A 19,518-nucleotide genomic window follows, 5' to 3' on the forward strand; every position below is an offset into this window, starting at 1 on the left:
TGTCGTACGGCTCGCCGGGCTCGGTGTCGGTGGTGCCATGCTGCTGGCCCTGCTGTCGGGCTGTTCCGTGGACAGCGTCGGAGGCGCCTTCGGCGGGTTCGGCTGGCCCGAGCACGGCATCAGTCTGCAGGCCCACAAGATGTACGACCTCTGGATCGCGTCGACGATCGCGGCGCTGGTCGTCGGGTTCTTCGTCTGGGGCCTGATCTTCTGGTGCATCATCCGGTACCGCAAGCGTGGCGACAATCTGCCCGTGCAGACCCGGTTCAACATGCCGCTCGAGGTTCTGTACACGGTGACCCCGGTGCTGATCGTCGCGGTGCTCTTCTACTACACGGCGATCGTGCAGACCGACGTGGACAAGCTCTCGGCCAAGCCGGACATGACCGTCGAGGTCGTGGCGTTCAAGTGGAACTGGCAGTTCAACTACCGCGACGCACCCGGCGCGGAGGCCAAGACGGTCGCGTCCAACCTCGGCTCGAGCGACGTCATCCCGCTGCTGGTCCTGCCCACGGGCAAGAAGATCCGCTTCGAGGAGACCAGCCGCGACGTCATCCACTCGTTCTGGGTGCCGGAGATGCTCTTCAAGCGTGACGTGTTCCCGGGCAACGTGCGCAACACCTTCGAGGTGACCCTCGACCGTGAGGGCCGCTACGTCGGTCGCTGCGCCGAGCTCTGCGGGACGTACCACGCCTTCATGCAGTTCGAGCTGGTGGTCGTCTCCCCGGAGAAGTTCGACCAGTTCCTCGCGGCCAAGGAGGCCGGCGGTTCCACCCAGGACGCGATGGGTGCGATCGGCTTCACCGGCGACGAGCGCTTCGCCGTCACCACGCAGCCATTCGACACCCGCCGGACCAACCAGTCCTGGAACCAGTCCGGCAACACCGCGGCGGGGAAGTAGGGGACCTGAGTTGAAGACCGAATACAAGATCTTCGCCGGCGTTGCCGCCTTCCTGTTCGGCGCGGCCGCCGTCTACGGTGCCTACACCTACGGCGAGATCGGCCAGCTCGAGTGGATCGGCTTCGTCGCCCTGATCCTCTCCGGCCTGCTCTGCTCGATGTGCGGCGGCTTCTTCTGGTTCGTGGCCCGGCGCATCGACCTGCGGCCCGAGGACCGCGAGGACGGCGAGATCGCCGAGGGCGCCGGTGAGGTCGGCTTCTTCAGCCCGGGCAGCTACTGGCCCTTCGGCCTGGCCCTGGCCGCGTCGACCGCCGGCCTGGGCCTGGTGTTCTGGCAGTGGTGGCTGGTCGCCCTGGGCATGATCATGGTGATCTTCGCGTCCTGCGGCCTGCTGTTCGAGTACTACTCAGGCACCCGGCACCCCGCCGAGCACTGAGCCGGAGAGAGCAACGTCAGAAGGCCCGCATCCCCTCGGGGGTGCGGGCCTTCTGCTTGCCTGTGCCGCCCGCGCCGGGGCGCGGGGTCAGGTGGGTGTGGGTCAGGCGGCCCGGCGCTGCTGGGGGGCCACTCGGGACCCGCCCGCGGACAACAGCACCCGGAAGGTGACCGGGGCGACGATCTCCGCCGCGCCGCAGCGCGTGCAGAGCAGCTCGGGGCACTCCTCGGCATGGCCGTCGGCGCAGGGTGGCGTCTCGAACGGCATCTCGGTGTTGCAGATGACGCAGCGCAGTTCTCGGTCTCGCACGGGTGGCTCCTCTTCGCCGGAAGGTGGAATTACCCGAATGTCCTTCGAACGTTGTCACGGGCCGCGACGCGGGTCAGGAACCCGGCCCGGCGTGTCAGGAAAATATTGGCCGGTCACCGGCCGGCTCCGCGACCTCAGGCGGCTTCGGCGGCCTTGGCCGCCTTCGCGGCCTCGACCCAGCGGCCGAGCAGCGCCGTGGCCGCCCCCGAATCCACCGTCTCCGCGGCCCGGGCGATCCCGGCGCGCATCGTGTCGGCGAACGTGCCGGGGAACCGCGCGTGGGCCGCGAACGCCGCCGCCGCGTTGAGCAGGACCGCGTCGCGGACCGGGCCCTTCTCGCCGGCGAACGTGCGCACCGCCGCGTCGGCGTTGAACGCCGCGTCGCCGCCGCGCAGATCACCCGGGTTGCTGCGGGGCAGTCCGAAGTCGACCGCGTCCACCACGGACTCGGTCACCGTGCCGTCCTTGACCGTCCAGATCCGGGTCGGCGCCGCCGTGGTGAACTCGTCCAGGCCGTCCTCGCCGCGCATGACCAGCGCGGAGTCGCCACGGCGGGCGAAGACCTCGGCCATCACCGGGGCCATCCGCTGGTCGAAGCAGCCGACCGCCGCCGCGCGGGGCCGGGCCGGGTTGGTCAGCGGGCCCAGCACGTTGAAGAACGTCGGGTGGCCCAGCTCGCGCCGCGTCACGGCGGCGTGCCGCATGCCGGGGTGGTAGCGGGCGGCGAAGCAGAAGCCGATCCCGGCCTCGGCGACGGTGCGCTTGACCCCCTCCGGGCCCAGGTCCAGCGGGATGCCGAAGAACTCCAGCAGGTCGGCGGTGCCGCCGGCGGACGAGGCCGCGCGGTTGCCGTGCTTGACGACCTTGACCCCGGCGGCGGCCGTGATGATCGCGGCCATCGTGGAGATGTTGACCGTGTGGGCCCGGTCGCCGCCGGTGCCCACCACGTCGACGGCGTCCGCGCGGAGGTCCTCGGGCAGCTCGACCACCGTGGCGTTGGCCAGCATGGCCTCGACCAGCCCGGCCAGCTCGCCGGGTGTCTCACCCTTGGCCCGCAGCGCCACCGCGAACCCGGCGACCTGCACCGGGGTGGCGTTGCCGGCCATGATCTCGCCCATGGCCCAGGCGGTGTCCTGCGCCGAGAGCTCCTCCGAGCGCAGCAGGGCACTCAGCAGGTTCGGCCAGGTCGGTGCTCCCATGCGGGGCACACTCCTTCGGGGGGAGTTCGGGTTGCCTTCAGTCCGGTCAAGGGCGCGGCGGGGTGGTTGGAAGGGCAGCTGTGGTTCGCTTCAGCCCAGCTTGCCCATGGTGCCCAGCGGGATCACGCCGTCGCGGCGGCCGCGGAGCATGCCGGCGATGGTCTGACCGGTGGTCACCGGGTCGAGCGGGTGCACCAGCGTCGCGTCGACCTGGGCGAACGCGGCCAGCCAGCGGTCGGCGGCGCGGGCGATCACCACGCAGGTGGGCGGCGGGTCGGCGTACTCGTCCTTGGTCTGGCGGGCGATGCCCAGACCGCCGGCCGGGGCCGCCTCGCCGTCGAGGACCATCAGGTCGATCTCGTACGTGTCCAGCAGGATCCGGCACTCCTCCCAGGTGGAGGCGTCGACGAACTCCACGGAGAGGTCGGCGGCGGGGCGGACGCCGATCGCCAGCCTGATCCGGTCCCGGACCGCTGGGTCGTCGCTGTACAGCAGGACGGTGTACTTGTCCGGCTGCGGCTTGCTGTCGTCGCTCATGTGTGCCCCGGTTCCCACGCTCGTAGGTGCCCGCTGATCGTACCGAACCGGCTAGCGGGCGTCCGGCTGTGGTCGTACCGTCGGGGCCGGCTCTGTGATCTTGGTCGCCGCCGCCGGGCCCGCGCCGGCCGGCTCGTCCGGCACGGCGCCGGCGCGGCGCTGGTCCTCGGCCTCCGCGCGGTCCAGGGCCCGGTCGATCCGCTTGGCCTCGCGCTCCGACTGCTTGATCCACTGCAGCACCAGGATGCCCAGCATCGTGACGCTGACGATCTCGCCGCCGGCCCACAGGATGCCGCCGGCCACCACCTGGTCGTTCCACGGGTTCGACCAGTCCAGGCCCAGGCTCGGGTACCAGTCGCCGCCGAGCAGGGTCTTGCTCTGCATGATGGTCAGCCCCAGCACCGTGTGGAACGGCACGGACAGCACCATGAGCAACGCCCGCGCCGGGTACGGCCAGCGGTTGGGCAGCGGGTCCAGGCCGAGCAGCGGCCAGAAGAACAGGCACCCGGTGACGATGAAGTGCACGTGGATGAACTCGTGCAGCCAGGCGTGCTCGAGCGTGGCCCGGTAGAGCCCGGTGAAGTAGAGGACGAACGGGTTGGCGACGAAGATCCCGAACGCGACCAGCGGGAACGTCAGCACCCGGGCGGCCCCGCTGTGCAGCACCGCCAGCAGCACCTTGCGGTTGGCCGCGGGCAGCGTGCGCAGCGCCAGCGTCACCGGCGCGCCGAGGGCCAGGAAGATCGGGCCCACCATGGACAGCACCATGTGTTGCACCATGTGCACGCTGAGCAGGGTTGTGTCATATGCCTCAAGGCCGGTCACCGTCACCGCGGCGATCGAGCCCAGCCCGCCGAGCAGGAAGGCGACCGTGCGGCCCCGCGGCCAGTGGTCGCCGCGCTGCCGCAGGCGGTGCACGCCGTAGAGGTAGACGGCCCCGGCGATGACCAGGAAGAGCGCGAGCAGGCTGGTCAGCCGGATCTGGGTGAAGATCTCGGCGACGCTGAACGGCGGGGGCGCAGTATCCCCCGAGGCCGCCGCGAGCGTGGGCATTTCGACTGGCTGCACCCTTCGAGGCTAGGCCCCGACCGACCGTCACCGGCGCACGGGGCGCGAACCAGGTACGGATTGGGCCCCCCGCGACATGTTCGAGTGATCGCGGGGCAATAATGAGCCCGTGACAGCGGCAGCCATCGACAAGAGCCGGATCCACTCGCTGACGAGACCCAACATGGTCAGCGTGGGGACCATCGTGTGGCTCTCCAGTGAACTCATGTTCTTCGCGGCGTTGTTCGCCATGTATTTCTCGATCCGTGCCGCCGCCCCGGAGATGTGGGAGGAGCACACCAGAGAGCTCAACATCCCGTACGCCACCACCTTCACGGTGGTCCTGGTGCTCTCCTCGGTCACGTGCCAGCTCGGTGTCTTCGCGGCGGAGAAGGGTGACGTCTTCGCGCTGCGACGCTGGTTCACCATCACCTTCGTCATGGGCCTGATCTTCGTGCTCGGCCAGGCGAACGAGTACCGCACGCTGGTCGGCGAGGGCGTCAAGCTCAACAGCGACGGCTACGGCTCGATGTTCTACCTGACGACCGGGTTCCACGGTCTGCACGTCACGGGCGGTCTGATCGCCTTCATCGTCTACATGATCCGCACCACCATGGGCCGGTTCACGCCGGCGCAGGCCACCTCGGCGATCGTGGTGTCGTACTACTGGCACTTCGTCGACGTCGTGTGGATCGCGCTGTTCGCCATGATCTATTGGCTGCAGTAGCCGCCCGCCCGTGAGTTTCAAGGTCAAAACCCAGAGGACACAGCCCATGACTTCTGACACCCCCGCCGGCCGGCGTTTCCGGGTGTTCAACCGGCGGCGGTCGGCGCCGAGCCGGGTGCGGCGGCGCCTCGGCGCGGCGGCGCGCATGCTCGCCGCGCTCGCGCTGGCCGGAGGCGTCTACACCGCTTTCGCCCCGGGCGCGTTCGCCGAGGACACCCCTCAGCTCTCCGCGTCCGCGCAGGAGGGCAAGGCGCTCTTCGACAACAGCTGCATCTCGTGCCACGGCCGCAACGCCGAGGGTGTCGAGGGTCGCGGGCCGAGCCTCATCGGCGTCGGTTCGGCCTCGGTCGAGTTCCAGGTGGGCACCGGCCGCATGCCGATGACCCGCCAGGAGGCCCAGGCCGCGCAGAAGCCGCCGCAGTTCGACAAGGCGCAGACCAAGCAGCTCGGGCAGTACATCCAGGAGCTGGGTGGCGGCCCGCAGATCCCGACCGGCGACCTGACCATGACCCTCGAGGAGAACCCCGAGGCGCTGGCGGCCGGTGGTGAGCTGTTCCGGCTGAACTGCACCTCCTGCCACGGCTTCGGGGGCGGCGGTGGTGCGCTGTCCTCCGGTAAGTACGCGCCGAGCCTGCACGACGCGACGACCGAGGAGATCTACTCGGCCATGCTCAGCGGCCCGCAGAACATGCCCGTGTTCGGCGACAACGAGCTGACCCCGGACCAGAAGCGCGAGATCATCACGTACGTCAAGATGCAGCTCCAGGAGGACAAGGACCCGGGCGGCCTGTTCAACCTGGGCCGGTACGGTCCGGTCACCGAGGGTCTGGCGATCTTCGTCGTCGGCATCACGATCCTGGTCTTCGCGGCGCTGTGGATTGCGGGGAAGTCATGACCGTTGTCAAGGAACCGCACGGCGCGCACGGCGCCGGCGAGGAGCCGCTGGACCTCAGCGACCCGCGGCTGTCGCGCTTCGAGATCGTCCGGGAGGGCGCTCGCCGGGACGACATCGAGATCGTCACGTACGAGTCGCAGTTCCCGGGGCCGAACACCCGGGCCGAGAAGCGCATCGAGCGCTCGATCGCCCTGATGTTCCTCGTCGCGGGCCTGCTCGGCCTGGTCTTCCTGATCGCGTACATCTTCTGGCCGTGGGAGTACGAGCTGGGTCACACCACCAGCGACTACTACACGCCGGTGCTGGGCATCTCGCTCGGCCTGGCGCTGCTGGCGATCGGCTTCGCGATCCTGACCTGGGCCAAGAAGCTGCTGCCGCACGAGGTTTCGATCCAGGACCGCCACGAGGCGATGTCCACCGACGAGGACCGGCAGATCACCGGCCAGACGATGCTGTTCACGGCCGACGAGCTCGCCATCCAGCGCCGGCCGCTGCTCAAGGGCGCGGTCGCGCTGGGCCTGACCCCGATCGCCCTCGCCGCGGTGGCCCCGCTGATCGGTGGCCTGATCCGCAGCCCGCACAAGCCGGACCGCGGTCAGGACCCGCCGATGTTCCGCACCGGCTTCGACCCGGTGCCCAACCAGGGCAAGCTGGTCCGGCTCACCCGCGAGGACGGCACGCCGATCCGGCCCGAGGACGTCAGCGTCGGCGGCCAGATCACGGTCTTCCCGGGCATCCCGCACGGCGCGACCAACGAGTACGCCGACTCGCCCACCCTGCTCATCCACCTGCGCGCCGGTGACGCCTCGGTGGCCCGCGCCGCGACCGACGGCGATGCCAAGAACAAGGGTGCGATGTGGGGTAACTACGTCGCATACTCGAAGATCTGCACCCACGCCGGCTGCCCCGCCAGCCTGTACGAGCAGCAGACCAACCGGCTCCTCTGCCCGTGCCACCAGTCGCAGTTCCTGATCACGGAAAACGCCAGGCCGATCTTCGGTCCCGCGAGCCGCCGCCTGCCTCAGCTGCCCATCACGGTGGACGAGGAAGGCTTCTTCGTGGCAACGTCGGACTATCGAGAGGCCGTAGGGCCAGACTTCTGGGAGCGGCCATGAAGCGCCGGAAATTCGATCTAGCAGCCGTACCGGGTAAGACAGCCAAGGGTCTCGACGAGCGCCTGCAGGTCGCCACCCCCCTTCGCGGCCTGCTCAACAAGGTTTTCCCGGACCACTGGTCCTTCCTGCTGGGCGAGATCGCGCTGTTCTCGTTCATCGTCCTGCTGCTCAGCGGCGTCTTCCTGACCCTCTTCTTCGACCCGTCGATGAAGGAGATCGCGTACGACGGCGCCTACCCGGCGCTGCGCGGCACCGAGATGTCGACCGCGTACGCGTCGTCGCTAGACCTGTCGTTCGAGGTCCGCGGTGGTCTGTTCATGCGCCAGATGCACCACTGGGCGGCCCTGCTCTTCATGGCCTCCATGATCGTGCACATGGCCCGCGTCTTCTTCACCGGCGCGTTCCGCAAGCCGCGTGAGGCCAACTGGATCATCGGCATCACGCTGTTCCTGCTCGGCTTCCTCGCCGGCTTCACCGGCTACTCCCTGCCGGACGACGGCCTGTCCGGCACCGGCCTGCGCATCGCCTCGGCGATCATGCTGTCGATCCCGGTCGTCGGCTCCTGGGTGTCGGCGTCGGTCTTCGGCGGCGAGTTCCCCGGCGAGCTGATCATCGGCCGCTTCTACATCGCCCACGTGCTGCTCATCCCGGGCGGCCTGCTCGCGCTGATCAGCGTGCACCTGGGCCTGGTGTTCAAGCAGAAGCACACCCAGTGGCCCGGCCCCGGCCGGACCAACTCGAACGTCGTCGGCGAGCGCATGTTCCCGCGGTACGCGCTCAAGCAGGGCGGCTTCTTCATGGCCGTCTTCGGCGTCATCTCGCTGATGGCCGGCCTGTTCCAGATCAACCCGATCTGGCTGTTCGGGCCGTACCGGGCCTCCGAGGTCTCCTCGGCGAGCCAGCCCGACTGGTACGTCATGTTCATGGACGGCCTGGTCCGGCTCATGCCGGCCTGGCAGATCGACATCCCGATCGGCAACGGCTACGTGATCCCGCCGCTGTTCTGGCCGGCCGTCGTCGGCCTGGGCGCGCTGTTCACCCTCCCGATGATGTACCCGTTCATCGAGGCCCGGCGGATGAAGGACAACAAGTCCCATCACCTGCTCCAGCGCCCGCGGGACACACCCGAGCGCACCGGCGTCGGCGCGATGGCGTTCACGTTCTTCATCGTGGCCACCATCTCCGGCGGCAACGACGTCATCGCCGACAAGTTCCACATCAGCCTGAACGCGATGACCTGGGCCGGCCGCATCGGCATGGTGATCCTGCCGCCGCTGGCGTACTGGCTGGCCGTGCGGATCTGCCTGGGCCTGCAGCAGCACGACCGCGAGGTGCTGGCCCACGGCGTGGAGACCGGCATCATCAAGCGGGCCCCCGACGGCCGGTTCTACGAGGTCCACCAGCCGCTGGGCCCGGTCGACGACTACGGCCACCCGCTGCCGCTGGACTACGCCGGCTGGGTCGTCCCGAAGAAGATGAACCGCCTCGGCGCCCTGGCGCCTGCGGTGAAGGGCTTCTTCTTCCCGGTCGAGAAGCCGGCCGAGGCGCCGGTGTCACCGGGCATGCCGCCGGTGACCGCCCGCGAGGAGCGCGAGGAGATCACCTCCGGTCGCTGATCGAAGAGCACGGAAAGGGGACCCCACGGGGTCCCCTTTTCATGCCCGCAGGCGGCCGACGGACTCGGCGTAGTAGAGCGACTCCGCCAGATGGAAGGCGATCTGCCGCGGCGACCAGGCCGAGCCGTCCCGCCGATCGAGCTGGGCGTCGGAGAGGGCCCGTAGCCGCACGTCGAAGATCTGCGCCAGCCGGGTGAGCCGGCTGCGGGCCTCGTCGAGGTCGGCCGCGGTGAAGGCGGCGAGATCGGCGGCGGTGGTGGTCGCGGAGGCATGCCAGGCGTCCGGGATCGTGGGCACTCCGGCGACGCGGGCCTCCATCTCGGCCAGATGGTCGATGAGGTGGTCTGCGACCCGCCGGATGGCCTTGTGCGGGGTGTAGAGGCGGTCGCCGGCCGGGACGGGGACGCCGTCCCAGGCGGTCCAGGTGGCCGCCAGGGTCAGGACCTGGTCGACCAGGCCGGTCACGACCTCGGCGGGATGCCGGTCGTCGGTCAGCGGGGTGTCGGACATCGCGGCAGCGTATCCGTGGCCGCCGACACTTTTACGGCGCTCGCCGGCGCTCGGCCGGCGCCTCATGGCGCTCGCCGGAGCTCGGCCGGGACCTCATGGCGCTCGCGGGTGCCGCGGCCGGGACCTCATGGCGCTCGCCGGCGCTGGTCGGTGGCGGCGGCGTTGGTCGGCGGCCGGCGCCTGGCGGTGCCCGGCGGTGCTCAGTCGGCGTCTGGGAGGCCGATCGCGAAGGCGTCCTCCAGGTCGTGCTTGGAGTACGCGCGGAAGGCGATGTGCGACTCCGTGTTGAGAACCCCCGGGGTCTTGGAGATCCGGCCTGCGATCACCTCGGCGATCTCGTCGAACTGGGCGACCCGGACGATCGCGATCAGGTCGACGTTGCCGGCCACCGAGTAGACCTCGCTCACGCCGGGCAGCGCGGCGAGCGCCTCGGCGACCTCCGGGATGGAGTCGGTGGCGCACTCGATGTGCACGATCGCGGTGTTCACGCTGGCGTCTCCTCGGCGATGAGGCGGATGAGTGGGACGGGTCGGTTCATGCTATCCACGGGGCGGCCGGCGGTCAGGCGGGGACGGTGAGGTCTTGGCCGGCGCGGACGGCGTCCCGCAGCGACTCGCCCTCGTGCACTGTCGCCCCCGGCCAGATCACGCACCGGGTGACGCTGCCGTGGACCTCGGCGCCGGCACCGATCACGGACTCGGCCGCTCGGCCGGTCAGCGTGGCCGTGGGGTCGGTCAGGCCGGCGGCTGCGTGCAGGTTGGCCTTCAGGTAGTCCGCCGGCGTACCGGTGTCGATGTAGACGCCGTCGTAGGTGATCAGCTCCAGCTCGCCGGCCGCCTCGGCCGGGCGCCACACCGTGCGGACCAGGTCGGACGGCTCGTCGGTGAGTTCGCGGAGGTAGCGCCACGGCACGAGCGAGAAACCGGCGAACCGGTGGCCGCTGAAGCCGCCCGTCGTGCCCGGGGGCAAGGGGCGGGTCAGCATCCGTACGGTCTCTCCGGTCCAGCCCTCCAGCAGCGCCGCGAGGTCCTTGCCCGGCTCGCGTTGCGGATCCGCCAGATAGGCGTCCGCGTTGCCGATCAGCGCTCCCCGGCCGTCGATCCACCCCCGGAGGCGGCCGAGGCCGCCGGACGTGCCCAGCGGGCCGTCAGGCTCCACGGACAGGTGCGCGCGGTCGCCGACGTGGGTGACAACCTGCTCGGCGAGGTACGCGGCGTTGACGGCCACCTGCGACGGTCCGCTCAGGCCGAGACCACTGATCCGGGTCAGCGCCCGGTCCAGCAGGGCGACGTTGCCGACCGGGCACAGCGCCTTGGGCAGCAGCTCGGTCAGGGGCCGCAGCCGCTGACCCTCGCCGGCCGCCAGCACCACCGCGGCGATGGCCGGCGTCATGACGGGCTGTGGGCCGCGTGCGGGCCCATGCCGTAGATGCCGAGGACGATCGCTGTGTTCGGGGTCAGCCGGGGCAGGTCGTCCAGCGGGAACCAGCCCGCCTCCAGGACCTCACCACCATCGACCACCAGCGGGGTCGTCGACGCCGGGACCGAACCCATGAAGATCGTGTCGACCCAGCCCTTGGCGTGCACGATGGCGTTCGGCACCGCCGGGATCAGATCGTCCGGGTCGATGACCACGCCCGACTCCTCGGACAGCTCACGCGCCGCGCCCACCGCCGGCGGCTCCGCCTTCTTGAGCAGGCCGGCCGGCAGGCCCCAGCTGCGGCCGGGCGGCTGACGCAGCAGCAGCAACCGGCCGGGCTCCGGCGCCTCCGAGTCGCGGATGATCGTCACGGCGCCGACCAGATATTTCGGCACGATCAGGCGGACGATGCGGCGGCGCACGGAATGCGGCAGCCGGTAGAACGTCTGGTACGCGACGCCACGCAACCGCCGGTGGATGTTCACCCCGCCAGGCTAGCGGCCGGGCGCGATGGGCTCAGTCCGGGTGGTCGACCAGGGCGATGAGCTGCTCGACCACCTGGTCGGGCTCGAGGTTGCGCTCGGTGACGGCCACCAGCATGGTCTCCAGGTCGGGATAGCCGAGCTCCTCGGCCAGCCGGCGCAGCGGAACCTCGCTGGCCAGCCCCCGGTCGTGCTTGCGCAGGGTCAGCCCGATCGTCGCGCGGCCCAGCCGGACCTTGTCGGCGATGCTGATGCCGGGGCTGTTCTCCTCGGCGAAGTAGCGGTTGATCTGCATCTGCGCCTGGGTCGACTTCACGAAGCCGAGCCATTCCTTGCGGGGCCCGCGCGGTGCCGCGCCCGGCTCCACCTCGACGTGGCCGTCGGTCTCGGTGAAGATCTCCACCACGTCGCCGTCGCGCAGGGGCGAGCTCAGCGGGGCCAGCCGGCCGTTGATCGTCGCGGCGAGCGTCTCGTCGCCCTTGTCGGCACTGAGCTCGTACGCCAGGTCGACGGGGGTCGAGCCGGCCGGCAGGTCGAACGTGTTGCCGTGGGCGAACACCTGGATCTGGCCCTCGGCGAGGTCACAGCGCAGCGAGGCGAGGAACTGGCCGGCGTCCGTGGTGTCCTGCTGCCAGTCGAGCACCCGCTTGAGCCAGGTGAGCTGGTCGGCGCCCCTGGCCTCGGCGCCCTCGGTCGACTTGGGGTAGCGGTAGCCGGTGGCGACGCCGTACTCGGCGCAGCGGTGCATCGACACCGTGCGGATCAGCACCTCGACCAGGCGTCCCTCGGGACCGGTCACCGTGGTGTGCAGCGAGCGGTAGAGGTTGTTCTTCGGGGAGGCGATGAAGTCCTTGAAGCGGCCGGCGACCGGGCGCCACTGGCCGTGGATGGCGCCGAGCGCGGCGTAACAGTCGGTCTCGGGCCCGTCCACGATCACCGCGATGCGGGGCAGGTCCAGCGGGACCGCGTGGCCGCCGGCGACCGTGTCCTTCCAGATCGAGTAGTAGTGCCGCGGGCGGGGCATGACCTTCGCGTCCACCCGGGATCGGCGCAGCGCGACCTGCGCCTTGGCCTTCACGTCGTCGACGTATTCGGCCCAGCCCGGGCGGTTCTTCACGTGCTCGTCGATGCGGGCGAAGGACTCCGGCTCGAGGTGGTAGAGCACCACGTCGTCGAGGTCGCGCTTGAGGGCCTGGATGCCGAGGCGGTCGCACAGCGGGACCAGCACGTCGAGGGTCGCGGTCGCGATCCGGGCCCGGGAGGCGGGGGAGCGGGCGTCGAGGGTACGCATGTTGTGCAGGCGGTCGGCCAGCTTGATGACCAGCACCCGGACGTCCTTGCCGGCGGCCACGATCATCTTGCGGATCGTCTCGGCCTCGGCGACCTTGCCGTAGAACGCCTTGTCGAACTTGGTCACGCCGTCGACCAGGTGGGCCACCTCGGGGCCGAAGTCGCCGTGCAGCGTCTCCAGCGTGTAGCTGGTGTCCTCGACCGTGTCGTGCAGCAGCGCGGCGACCAGGGTGGTGGTGTCCATGCCGAGCTCGGCGCAGATCTGCGCGACCGCGAGCGGATGCGTGATGTACGGATCGCCGCTCTTGCGGAACTGGCCGCGGTGCATGTTCTCCGCGACGGCGTAGCTTCGGCGCAGCACGCCCGCGTCAGCGGAGGGGTGGATGTGACGGTGGGTGCGGGTGAGCGTGGTGACCGGGTCGTCGTCGTTGCCCTGGAAGCTGAGGAACGAACGCAACCGGCGCGAAAGCGGGATCTCCGCGGGTGACGGAGACAGGGCACGTCCAAGGGCGGCGCCGTGGCCGGCGTCGACGTCCACTCGGACACCCCCTCACCGATCTACCGCAAGATCTGCCCGGCCCGCTTCGTTCACCCCGAACGGTACGCACGGATCCCACCGATTTTCACGGCTTCGCGCGCCGTGTTCCTTACAGCCTAAGCGAGCGAGCGTCATCCGAACGGTCAGTTACCGATGAGCGAACGGACGAGTCTCTTCTCGACGCCGCGGCTTCCGCCCTGGTGAGCAGCCTAGTGAAGCGCGCAGCGCCACGCGCCGGTGACACCCAGTCGCCAGAAGTTTCCACCAGCCGGGTGTCGGGCCGTTCCAGCCAGGCCAGAATCCGCTCGGTCTCCTCCGCCGAGGCCGCCGGGACGGGACCTGGTCCTGTCAGGACCGTCTCCGCGGTGGCACGGGCCATGTCCAGGGTCGGCCGGGGGTGCAGCCGGGGCGGTGAGGTCGCCGCGGCGGCCAGCCGGCCGTGCCGGACCACGATGATCTCCCACCCGTAGGCGTCGTTGCGCCGGGCGGCGACCAGCTCGCTGATGCCGGTGAGCGCGCCGAGGCGTTGCATCCGGACGGTGGCGCGCAGGAGCGCCACGAGCCGGGATCTGATCACCGCCGCCTCCTCGTAGCGCTGCCGGTCGGACAGCGCCTCGATGCGGGTGAGCAGGGCGTCGACCAGGGGCTGGGGGTCGCCGTAGGTGGCGGTGCGAAAGGGCAGGGCGGCTCTGCGGGCGTACTCCTCCGGGGTGATCTCGTGCTCGCAGGGCGCCGGGCATCGGCCCAGCTCAGCCAGCGCGCAGGCGGGCGTGCGGGTCTTGATCGAGAGCTTGTGGGTGCACTGGCGCAGCGGCACGGCGTCGTAGACACCCGCGGCAGCCAGCTCGGCCGTGCGGCGTGAGGAGAACGGGCCGAGATAGGCGGCGCCGTCCTCGGCCAGCGACCGGACCACCGACAGGCGGGGGTACGCCTCGGCGGTCAGCTTGAGCCAGACGACCCGCTCCGGATACTTCGACCTGCGGTTGTACGGCGGCGCGTGGGCCGCGATGAGCCGCAGCTCGCGCACCTCCGCCTCCAGTGAGTGGGCGCACTCCACCGCCTCGACCCGGACCGCGGCGCCGATCATCTCGGACATCCGGGCCCGCTTCTCGCTGGCGGTGAAGTAGCTGCGCACCCGGGTCGCGATGTCGACCGACGTGCCGACGTAGAGCGGCCGCTCGTCGGCGGCGCGGAAGACGTAGACGCCCGGGGCGTGCGGCAGGCCGTCGGCGAGGTGCCGCTGGCGCCGCTGGGTCGGGGTGACCGCCTTGGCGAACTCGATGGCGTCGCCCAGCGTGTGCACCTTGTAGCTGCCCAGCCGCTCGATCAGCCCGTGCAGCACGTCGACCGTGGCCCGGGCGTCGTCCAGGGCCCGGTGGGTGGGCTGGACGGCGGCCCGGAAGAACTGGGCCAGGGTGCCGAGCTTGCGGTTGGGCACCTCGTCCTTGGTCAGCGCCCGGCGGGCCAGCGCGGCGGTGTCGAGCACCCGCAGCTGCGGCCAGGGATGCCCGTGCCGGGCGCAGGCGGCCTTGAGGAAACCGACGTCGTACGGCGCGTTGTGCGCGACCAGGACGGCCCCGCGCAGGAACTCCAGCAGGCTCGGCAGCACCGCCTCGATCGGCGGCGCCGGGGCCAGCATGGCCTCGGTGATGCCGGTCAGCACGGTGATGAACGGCGGGATGCGCTCACCCGGGTTGACCAGGGTGCCGAGCACCCCCAGCTCCTCGCCGGCGCGCACCTTGACCGCGCCGATCTCGGTGATGCCGCCGCCGTCCGGCGCCCCGCCGGTCGTCTCCAGGTCGAGCACGACGAAGGTCGTGTCCCGCAGGGACAGCGCCGCCGGATCGACGGAGCCGTCGGCGCTCAGGAGGGTGTCCAGAGTGCCCTGCACGTATGCCGGTTGTGCCACGACGGGCAATTTAGAGAGGGGGTATGACAAACTCCGGCCCGCGGCGGGAAAACATCACTTGCTACCGCAAGCTTTTCCGCTGCCCACGGTGGGAGAATAGAGAAATGTCCGCGCCGCCGCCGTTCGACGACCGCCCCTTCGAGGAGGCGGCTCGTGGGACCGAGGGTGCTCCGGACCAGGCCGGGGACGACGACACCGGGCATAGCTACGGCCCGGGCGCGGCCGAGGCGGTCGGCCCGGACGCCTCCGAGGCTTCTGACCAGGACATCGACCCGTCCGAGGACCTGGGCCGGTCCGCGGACAGCGACCCCTCCGAGGACCTGGGCCCGTCGGCGGACAGCGGCCTGAGCGCGGATCTGGAACTGGCCGCCGGCCTCGGCGCTGCCGGGGAGCGCGGGTCGGCCTCCGGATGTGATGCAGAACCCGATCTTGCCGACGGGTCGGACGAGGATCATGGTCCCGAGCCCACCCTGCCCGAGGCTGTCCGGCAGCGGATCACCATTCTCGCCGCGGCCGCGCTCACCGGGCTGCCGGCCGAGGAGACCCCCGTGCCGTTGCGCCGGGTGGCCAAATTCGCCCCCAACCGCCGGGCCCGGCTCGGCGGGCCCGCCATCGCCGCCCAGCTCGCCGCCGACCCGCTGTTCCGGCAGCGGATCAGCGGCCGCATCGTCACCGACGCCGGTGATCTGGGCGCCGCCGTGGCCGGCGGGATGGCCCCCGCCGCGGCCGACCCGGTCGAGGTCGCCGCGCTGGCCTATCTGGCCCGGCCGGAGGGCTGGCGCGGGCTGATCGAGGCGGCCGGCGTGTCGGTCCGCGCCGAGGCCGACGTCGCCGCGATCGCCGGCCAGATCCGCGACGCCGAGCTGCGGGCCGCCCGCGCCGAGCACGACCGGGCGGTCGCCAAGGTCGAGGCCGACAAGCTGCGCGACGAGCTGGCCCGGGTCCGCGAGGAGCTCGGGCAGCTGCGTGAGGAGGCCCGCTCCACCTCGCGCGCCCTGCGCGAGACGCAGGCGGCCCAGAAGCGGGCCGCCGACCTGCTGGCCACCGAGAAGGGCCGGCAGGCCAAGGTGACGGCCGATCACGAGGCCGAGGTACGGCGGCTGAAGACCCGTCTCGCCGAGGCGGAGGCGGCGGCTGCCTCCGGCAAGCAGAGCGCCAAGGACGCCCGGGCGGCCGACGAGACCCGCCTCTGGCTGCTGCTGGAGACGATCGGGCAGGCCGCGTCCGGGTTGCGGCGCGAGCTGGCGCTGGGCCCGACCGACAAGCTGCCGGCCGACTTCGTGGCGGACACCGCGGCGGACCGGCCCGGCGCGCTCGAACGGTCGCGCCCGCGCGCCCAGGACACCGACGACCCGGGCCGCCTGGACCAGCTCCTGGCGCTGCCGCGGGCGCACCTGATCGTGGACGGTTACAACGTCACCAAGCGCGGCTTCGCCGAGATGTCGCTCGAGCAGCAGCGCAAACGCCTGATCACCGGGCTGGGCGGGATCGCCGCGCAGACCGGCGACGAGGTCACGGTGGTCTTCGACGGTGCCGAGCGGGTGCACGGGCTGCCGCCTGCCCCGCGCGGCGTACGCGTGCTCTTCTCGCACAAGGGCGACACCGCCGACGAGCTCATCCGCCAGCTGGTGCGGGCCGAGCCGGCCGGCCGCCCGCTGGTCGTGATCTCGTCCGACCGCGAGGTGGCCGACGGGGTACGCCGGCACGGCGCGTACCCGATGGGAGCCGACTCACTGCTGCGCCGGCTCGCCCGCTCCTGATTTTTGTCATACCCCCTCCATAGCGTGACTGTCACCGATGGTGGTCGGTCCGCGACAGCTCCTCTTCCCCCTGCGCGGGCCGCACCCCCCACGATGCGGAGGAAATGATGATCATCGACTGCGGGCGCTGCGCCGAGCGGACCGATGAATGCAACGGATGCCTGGTCAGCACGTTGTACGACACCCCCGACGGCATCGCCGACCTGACCCCCGGCGAGCTGCGGGCGATCGAGACGTTCGAGCTGGCCGGCTTCGAGGTGGAGCTGCTGGAGACACCGGACCCGCCGGTCTCCGTGCCGCTCTACCCGCGCCGCCGCCACGTGGCGTGATCACCATCTCTAGGATGGCTCGATGACTCCCCGGCTCTGGGCGGCGTGTGCGCTCGGTGTGCTCGTCTTGGCGCTGATCGCGTACGCGGCGACAGTGGTCCCGTGGCACCGGCCGCCGGCGCCCCGGGCCGACCAGCTCGAAGCCCTGCGCGGCCTGCCCGGCGACCAGGTGGAGCGGGCTCGCGCCTTCCACTCCGACCTGCGCCCGGGCTCGTACGGCGCCATGGCGGTCGGCCTCCTGGCGGCCCTGGTGCTCGGCCTCACACCGCTGGGGGCGCGGCTGGTGTCCCTGGTCGGGCGCCCGTTCGGCGACCACTGGATCGCCCAGGCCGTCCTCGGTGGCCTGGTGATCGTGCTGGTCGTCGAGGTGCTCACGCTGCCGTTCGCGGTCTGGCGGCACACCGTCGTGGTGCGCTACGACATCTCCACCCAGACCTGGGGCCCGTGGGCGGTCGACCTGGCCAAGTCCTATGCGGTCGGCGCGGTCATCGGCGGGCTGGCGCTGCTCGGCTTCTTCACCGTGACCCGGCTCGCCCCGCGCTGGTGGTGGGCGTTCGGGGCCGTCGGTGCGGCGGCGCTGGTGGTGCTGCTGTCGTTCGTGCTGCCGGTGGTCGTCGAGCCGATCTTCAACAAGTTCACTCCGATGGCCCAGGGCCCGTTGCGCACCGAGCTGATGAGCCTCGCCGCTCGCGACGGCGTGCCGGTGCGCGATGTCCTGGTCGCCGACGCCTCCCGCCGCACCCGGGCCGTGAACGCGTACGTGTCCGGCTTCGGGCCGACCCGGCGGATCGTCGTCTACGACACGATGCTGACCGAGGCCACGCCCGAGGAGGTCGTCTCGGTCACCGCCCACGAGCTGGGTCACGCCCAGCGCGGCGACGTGGTGACCGGCACGATCATCGGCGCGCTGGGTGCGGCCGCCGCGGTGATCGCGCTCTACCTGCTCGGCTCGCTGGGCTGGCTGCTGCGGCTGGCCGGCACGGAGTCGATGGGTGAGCCGCGGACGATCGCGCTGCTGCTGGCCCTGGTGAGTGTGGCCGGGCTGCTCGGCGGGCCGGCCCAGGCGCTGGTCTCGCGGCGCATCGAGGCCCGGGCCGACGCGCACGCCCTGGAGCTGACCGGCGACGCGGCGACGTTCGAGGCGATGCAACGCCGGCTCGGCTCCGTCAACCTCTCCGACCCCGACCCGCCGACCTGGGAGCACCTCATGTTCGCCTCGCATCCGTCCACCGTCGAGCGGATGGCCGCGGCCCGCGCGTACGCCCGGGGGGAACGCTGATGGGCCGCACGCTGCTGGTCACCAACGACTTCCCGCCGCGCCCGGGTGGCATCCAGCAGTTCGTGCACAACCTCGCCGTCGGGCAGCCCGCCGGCTCGGTGGTGGCCTACGCGTCCACCTGGAAGGGCGCGGCGGAGTTCGACGCCGAGCAGCCGTTCGAGGTCGTCCGGGAGGACACCGGGGTGCTGCTGCCGACCCCGGCGGTCGCCCGGCGGGCCGCCGAGATCGCCCGGTCGCACGGCTGCGACAGCGTCTGGTTCGGGGCGGGGGCACCGCTGGGCCTGCTCGCGGACGGGCTGCGGCGGCGCGCGGGCATCGAGCGGGCGGTGTCACTGACCCACGGCCACGAGATCGGCTGGGCCGCGCTGCCCGGGGCCCGCCAGCTGCTGCGCCGCATCGCCCGCGGCAACGACGTGATCACCTACCTGACGGAGTTCCAGCGCGTACGGCTGGACCGGGCGCTGCACGGGCTGACCGCGCTGGAACGGCTGACGCCGGGGGTGGACGTGGACGCGTACCACCCGGGGGTGGACGGCTCGCAGGTGCGCGCCCGGCACGGGCTCGGCGACCGCCCGGTGATCGTCTGCGTGTCCCGGCTGGTGCCGCGCAAGGGTCAGGACATGCTGATCCGCGCGCTGCCGACGATCCGCCGCCGGGTTCCGGGCGCGGCCCTGCTGATCGTGAGCGGCGGCCCGTACCGGGAGAAGCTGCAGGCCCTGGCCCGGGCCGAGGGTGTCGAGCCGGACGTGGTGTTCACGGGCTCGGTCCGCTGGGAGGAGCTGCCGGCCCACTACGCGGCCGGTGACGTGTTCGCGATGCCGTGCCGCACCAGGGGCGCGGGGCTCGACGTGGAGGGTCTCGGCATCGTCTACCTCGAGGCCTCGGCGACGGGTCTGCCCGTGCTGGCCGGCGACTCCGGGGGAGCGCCCGACGCTGTCCGGGAGGGCGAGACGGGTTACGTGGTCGGCGGCAGTGACGTGCCGGCGATCGCGGGCCGGCTGGCGGAGCTGCTGGCCGACCGGGAGCGGGCGCGGGCGATGGGCGCGGCCGGGCGGGCGTGGGTCGAGAAGGAATGGCGGTGGGAGACGAAGGCGGCTCAGCTGACCGAGCTGTTGCGACCGTGAATGAGTCCTCACTCCTGGTATATGGATGGACACGCTGTGTTGAGAAGGCGTAGGAACGGCTGAGAGCCCTCGGGACGGGAGCCGTCGATGCAGGAC

Annotated in this window: 20 protein-coding genes; 10 read left to right on the forward strand and 10 right to left on the reverse strand. The window is 71.3% G+C overall.

The annotated features are described in order from the left end of the window. Nucleotides 1-37: 37 nt before the first annotated feature. The gene (gene ctaC, locus ACQP2Y_RS09590; RefSeq protein ID WP_433731859.1) at nt 38-901 is read left to right on the forward strand and encodes an aa3-type cytochrome oxidase subunit II; all 864 of its coding nucleotides are present in this window, start codon (nt 38-40) and stop codon (nt 899-901) included. 10 nt (nt 902-911) lie between these two features. Continuing rightward, complete coding sequence (locus ACQP2Y_RS09595) at nt 912-1,337, forward strand: cytochrome c oxidase subunit 4 (RefSeq protein WP_433726484.1); 426 nt, start codon at nt 912-914, stop codon at nt 1,335-1,337. A gap of 102 nt (nt 1,338-1,439) precedes the next feature. Here the strand turns inward: ACQP2Y_RS09595 and ACQP2Y_RS09600 are convergent, their stop codons facing one another. From ACQP2Y_RS09600 to ACQP2Y_RS09615, 4 genes are all read right to left on the reverse strand, one after another. Next, nucleotides 1,440-1,646: a hypothetical protein gene (locus ACQP2Y_RS09600; protein ID WP_212990342.1), complete on the reverse strand. Its 207-nt coding sequence runs from the start codon at nt 1,644-1,646 to the stop codon at nt 1,440-1,442. Nucleotides 1,647-1,780: 134 nt separating this feature from the next. Beyond that, nucleotides 1,781-2,845, reverse strand: coding sequence for an anthranilate phosphoribosyltransferase (gene trpD / locus ACQP2Y_RS09605; RefSeq protein ID WP_433726486.1), 1,065 nt, complete (start codon nt 2,843-2,845; stop codon nt 1,781-1,783). A 90-nt stretch (nt 2,846-2,935) separates the two neighbouring features. After that, nucleotides 2,936-3,382: a hypothetical protein gene (locus ACQP2Y_RS09610; RefSeq protein ID WP_433726488.1), complete on the reverse strand. Its 447-nt coding sequence runs from the start codon at nt 3,380-3,382 to the stop codon at nt 2,936-2,938. A 51-nt stretch (nt 3,383-3,433) separates the two neighbouring features. Continuing rightward, entirely contained in the window at nt 3,434-4,435 is a 1,002-nt protein-coding gene (locus tag ACQP2Y_RS09615) for a cytochrome c oxidase assembly protein (RefSeq protein ID WP_433731861.1), read from the reverse strand. Between the two features lie 124 nt (nt 4,436-4,559). Between ACQP2Y_RS09615 and ctaE the strand changes: the two genes are divergently transcribed. Genes ctaE through qcrB form a run of 4 tightly spaced genes read left to right on the forward strand, consistent with a single transcriptional unit; the run spans nt 4,560 to nt 8,782 of the window. After that, nucleotides 4,560-5,156, forward strand: a complete 597-nt coding sequence (gene ctaE / locus ACQP2Y_RS09620) for an aa3-type cytochrome oxidase subunit III (RefSeq protein ID WP_433726490.1) — start codon at nt 4,560-4,562, stop codon at nt 5,154-5,156. A 46-nt stretch (nt 5,157-5,202) separates the two neighbouring features. Continuing rightward, nucleotides 5,203-6,051 carry a cytochrome bc1 complex diheme cytochrome c subunit gene (qcrC, locus tag ACQP2Y_RS09625; protein ID WP_433726492.1) on the forward strand — a complete coding sequence of 283 codons (849 nt, stop codon included), beginning with the start codon at nt 5,203-5,205 and terminating at the stop codon, nt 6,049-6,051. Then, the gene (qcrA, locus tag ACQP2Y_RS09630) at nt 6,048-7,166 is read left to right on the forward strand and encodes a cytochrome bc1 complex Rieske iron-sulfur subunit (protein ID WP_433726494.1); all 1,119 of its coding nucleotides are present in this window, start codon (nt 6,048-6,050) and stop codon (nt 7,164-7,166) included. The genes qcrC and qcrA overlap by 4 nt, the downstream gene beginning before the upstream one ends. Then, nucleotides 7,163-8,782 (forward strand): cytochrome bc1 complex cytochrome b subunit, encoded by a 1,620-nt coding sequence (gene qcrB, locus ACQP2Y_RS09635; RefSeq protein WP_433726496.1) that lies wholly within the window; start codon nt 7,163-7,165, stop codon nt 8,780-8,782. The genes qcrA and qcrB overlap by 4 nt, the downstream gene beginning before the upstream one ends. A gap of 39 nt (nt 8,783-8,821) precedes the next feature. On the opposite strand, the gene ACQP2Y_RS09640 is transcribed toward qcrB, so the two are convergent. The 6 genes from ACQP2Y_RS09640 to ACQP2Y_RS09665 all read right to left on the reverse strand — a co-directional run bounded on the left by ACQP2Y_RS09640 (nt 8,822) and on the right by ACQP2Y_RS09665 (nt 14,930). Then, nucleotides 8,822-9,292: a hypothetical protein gene (locus ACQP2Y_RS09640; RefSeq protein ID WP_433726498.1), complete on the reverse strand. Its 471-nt coding sequence runs from the start codon at nt 9,290-9,292 to the stop codon at nt 8,822-8,824. Nucleotides 9,293-9,492: 200 nt separating this feature from the next. Then, on the reverse strand, nt 9,493-9,780 hold the full coding sequence (locus ACQP2Y_RS09645) for an Lrp/AsnC family transcriptional regulator (protein WP_433726500.1): 288 nt from the start codon (nt 9,778-9,780) through the stop codon (nt 9,493-9,495). A 73-nt stretch (nt 9,781-9,853) separates the two neighbouring features. After that, entirely contained in the window at nt 9,854-10,684 is an 831-nt protein-coding gene (locus tag ACQP2Y_RS09650; protein ID WP_433726502.1) for a sugar phosphate nucleotidyltransferase, read from the reverse strand. Further along, nucleotides 10,681-11,196, reverse strand: a complete 516-nt coding sequence (locus ACQP2Y_RS09655; protein ID WP_360814467.1) for an NUDIX domain-containing protein — start codon at nt 11,194-11,196, stop codon at nt 10,681-10,683. The genes ACQP2Y_RS09650 and ACQP2Y_RS09655 overlap by 4 nt, the downstream gene beginning before the upstream one ends. Before the next feature lie 31 nt (nt 11,197-11,227). Further along, complete coding sequence (locus tag ACQP2Y_RS09660) at nt 11,228-13,021, reverse strand: RelA/SpoT family protein (RefSeq protein WP_433726504.1); 1,794 nt, start codon at nt 13,019-13,021, stop codon at nt 11,228-11,230. Nucleotides 13,022-13,130: 109 nt separating this feature from the next. Further along, nucleotides 13,131-14,930 carry a DEDD exonuclease domain-containing protein gene (locus tag ACQP2Y_RS09665; RefSeq protein ID WP_433726506.1) on the reverse strand — a complete coding sequence of 600 codons (1,800 nt, stop codon included), beginning with the start codon at nt 14,928-14,930 and terminating at the stop codon, nt 13,131-13,133. A gap of 104 nt (nt 14,931-15,034) precedes the next feature. Here ACQP2Y_RS09665 and ACQP2Y_RS09670 point away from each other — a divergent pair, with 104 nt between their 5' ends. From ACQP2Y_RS09670 to ACQP2Y_RS09685, 4 genes are all read left to right on the forward strand, one after another. Beyond that, nucleotides 15,035-16,690 (forward strand): NYN domain-containing protein, encoded by a 1,656-nt coding sequence (locus ACQP2Y_RS09670; RefSeq protein WP_433726508.1) that lies wholly within the window; start codon nt 15,035-15,037, stop codon nt 16,688-16,690. Between the two features lie 107 nt (nt 16,691-16,797). Next, nucleotides 16,798-17,019 carry a hypothetical protein gene (locus ACQP2Y_RS09675; RefSeq protein ID WP_360549028.1) on the forward strand — a complete coding sequence of 74 codons (222 nt, stop codon included), beginning with the start codon at nt 16,798-16,800 and terminating at the stop codon, nt 17,017-17,019. Nucleotides 17,020-17,041: 22 nt separating this feature from the next. Next, nucleotides 17,042-18,298 (forward strand): M48 family metallopeptidase, encoded by a 1,257-nt coding sequence (locus ACQP2Y_RS09680; RefSeq protein ID WP_433726510.1) that lies wholly within the window; start codon nt 17,042-17,044, stop codon nt 18,296-18,298. Continuing rightward, nucleotides 18,298-19,422 (forward strand): glycosyltransferase family 4 protein, encoded by a 1,125-nt coding sequence (locus ACQP2Y_RS09685; protein WP_433726512.1) that lies wholly within the window; start codon nt 18,298-18,300, stop codon nt 19,420-19,422. Before ACQP2Y_RS09680 ends, ACQP2Y_RS09685 begins: the two co-directional genes overlap by 1 nt. The last annotated feature ends 96 nt before the right edge of the window (nt 19,423-19,518 follow it).

This window comes from Actinoplanes sp. CA-051413, assembly GCF_050955795.1.
Classification (GTDB): domain Bacteria; phylum Actinomycetota; class Actinomycetes; order Mycobacteriales; family Micromonosporaceae; genus Actinoplanes.

Excerpts from the sequence above, each read along its gene's own strand:
- ctaC (WP_433731859.1), top strand. The coding sequence starts at position 38 with ATGCTGCTGGCCCTGCTGTCGGGCTGTTCCGTGGACAGCGTCGGAGGC.
- trpD (WP_433726486.1), bottom strand. The coding sequence starts at position 2,845 with ATGGGAGCACCGACCTGGCCGAACCTGCTGAGTGCCCTGCTGCGCTCG.
- ACQP2Y_RS09610 (WP_433726488.1), bottom strand. The coding sequence starts at position 3,382 with ATGAGCGACGACAGCAAGCCGCAGCCGGACAAGTACACCGTCCTGCTG.
- ACQP2Y_RS09615 (WP_433731861.1), bottom strand. The coding sequence starts at position 4,435 with ATGCCCACGCTCGCGGCGGCCTCGGGGGATACTGCGCCCCCGCCGTTC.
- qcrC (WP_433726492.1), top strand. The coding sequence starts at position 5,203 with ATGACTTCTGACACCCCCGCCGGCCGGCGTTTCCGGGTGTTCAACCGG.
- qcrA (WP_433726494.1), top strand. The coding sequence starts at position 6,048 with ATGACCGTTGTCAAGGAACCGCACGGCGCGCACGGCGCCGGCGAGGAG.
- qcrB (WP_433726496.1), top strand. The coding sequence starts at position 7,163 with ATGAAGCGCCGGAAATTCGATCTAGCAGCCGTACCGGGTAAGACAGCC.
- ACQP2Y_RS09640 (WP_433726498.1), bottom strand. The coding sequence starts at position 9,292 with ATGTCCGACACCCCGCTGACCGACGACCGGCATCCCGCCGAGGTCGTG.
- ACQP2Y_RS09650 (WP_433726502.1), bottom strand. The coding sequence starts at position 10,684 with ATGACGCCGGCCATCGCCGCGGTGGTGCTGGCGGCCGGCGAGGGTCAG.
- ACQP2Y_RS09670 (WP_433726508.1), top strand. The coding sequence starts at position 15,035 with ATGTCCGCGCCGCCGCCGTTCGACGACCGCCCCTTCGAGGAGGCGGCT.
- ACQP2Y_RS09675 (WP_360549028.1), top strand. The coding sequence starts at position 16,798 with ATGATCATCGACTGCGGGCGCTGCGCCGAGCGGACCGATGAATGCAAC.
- ACQP2Y_RS09680 (WP_433726510.1), top strand. The coding sequence starts at position 17,042 with ATGACTCCCCGGCTCTGGGCGGCGTGTGCGCTCGGTGTGCTCGTCTTG.
- ACQP2Y_RS09685 (WP_433726512.1), top strand. The coding sequence starts at position 18,298 with ATGGGCCGCACGCTGCTGGTCACCAACGACTTCCCGCCGCGCCCGGGT.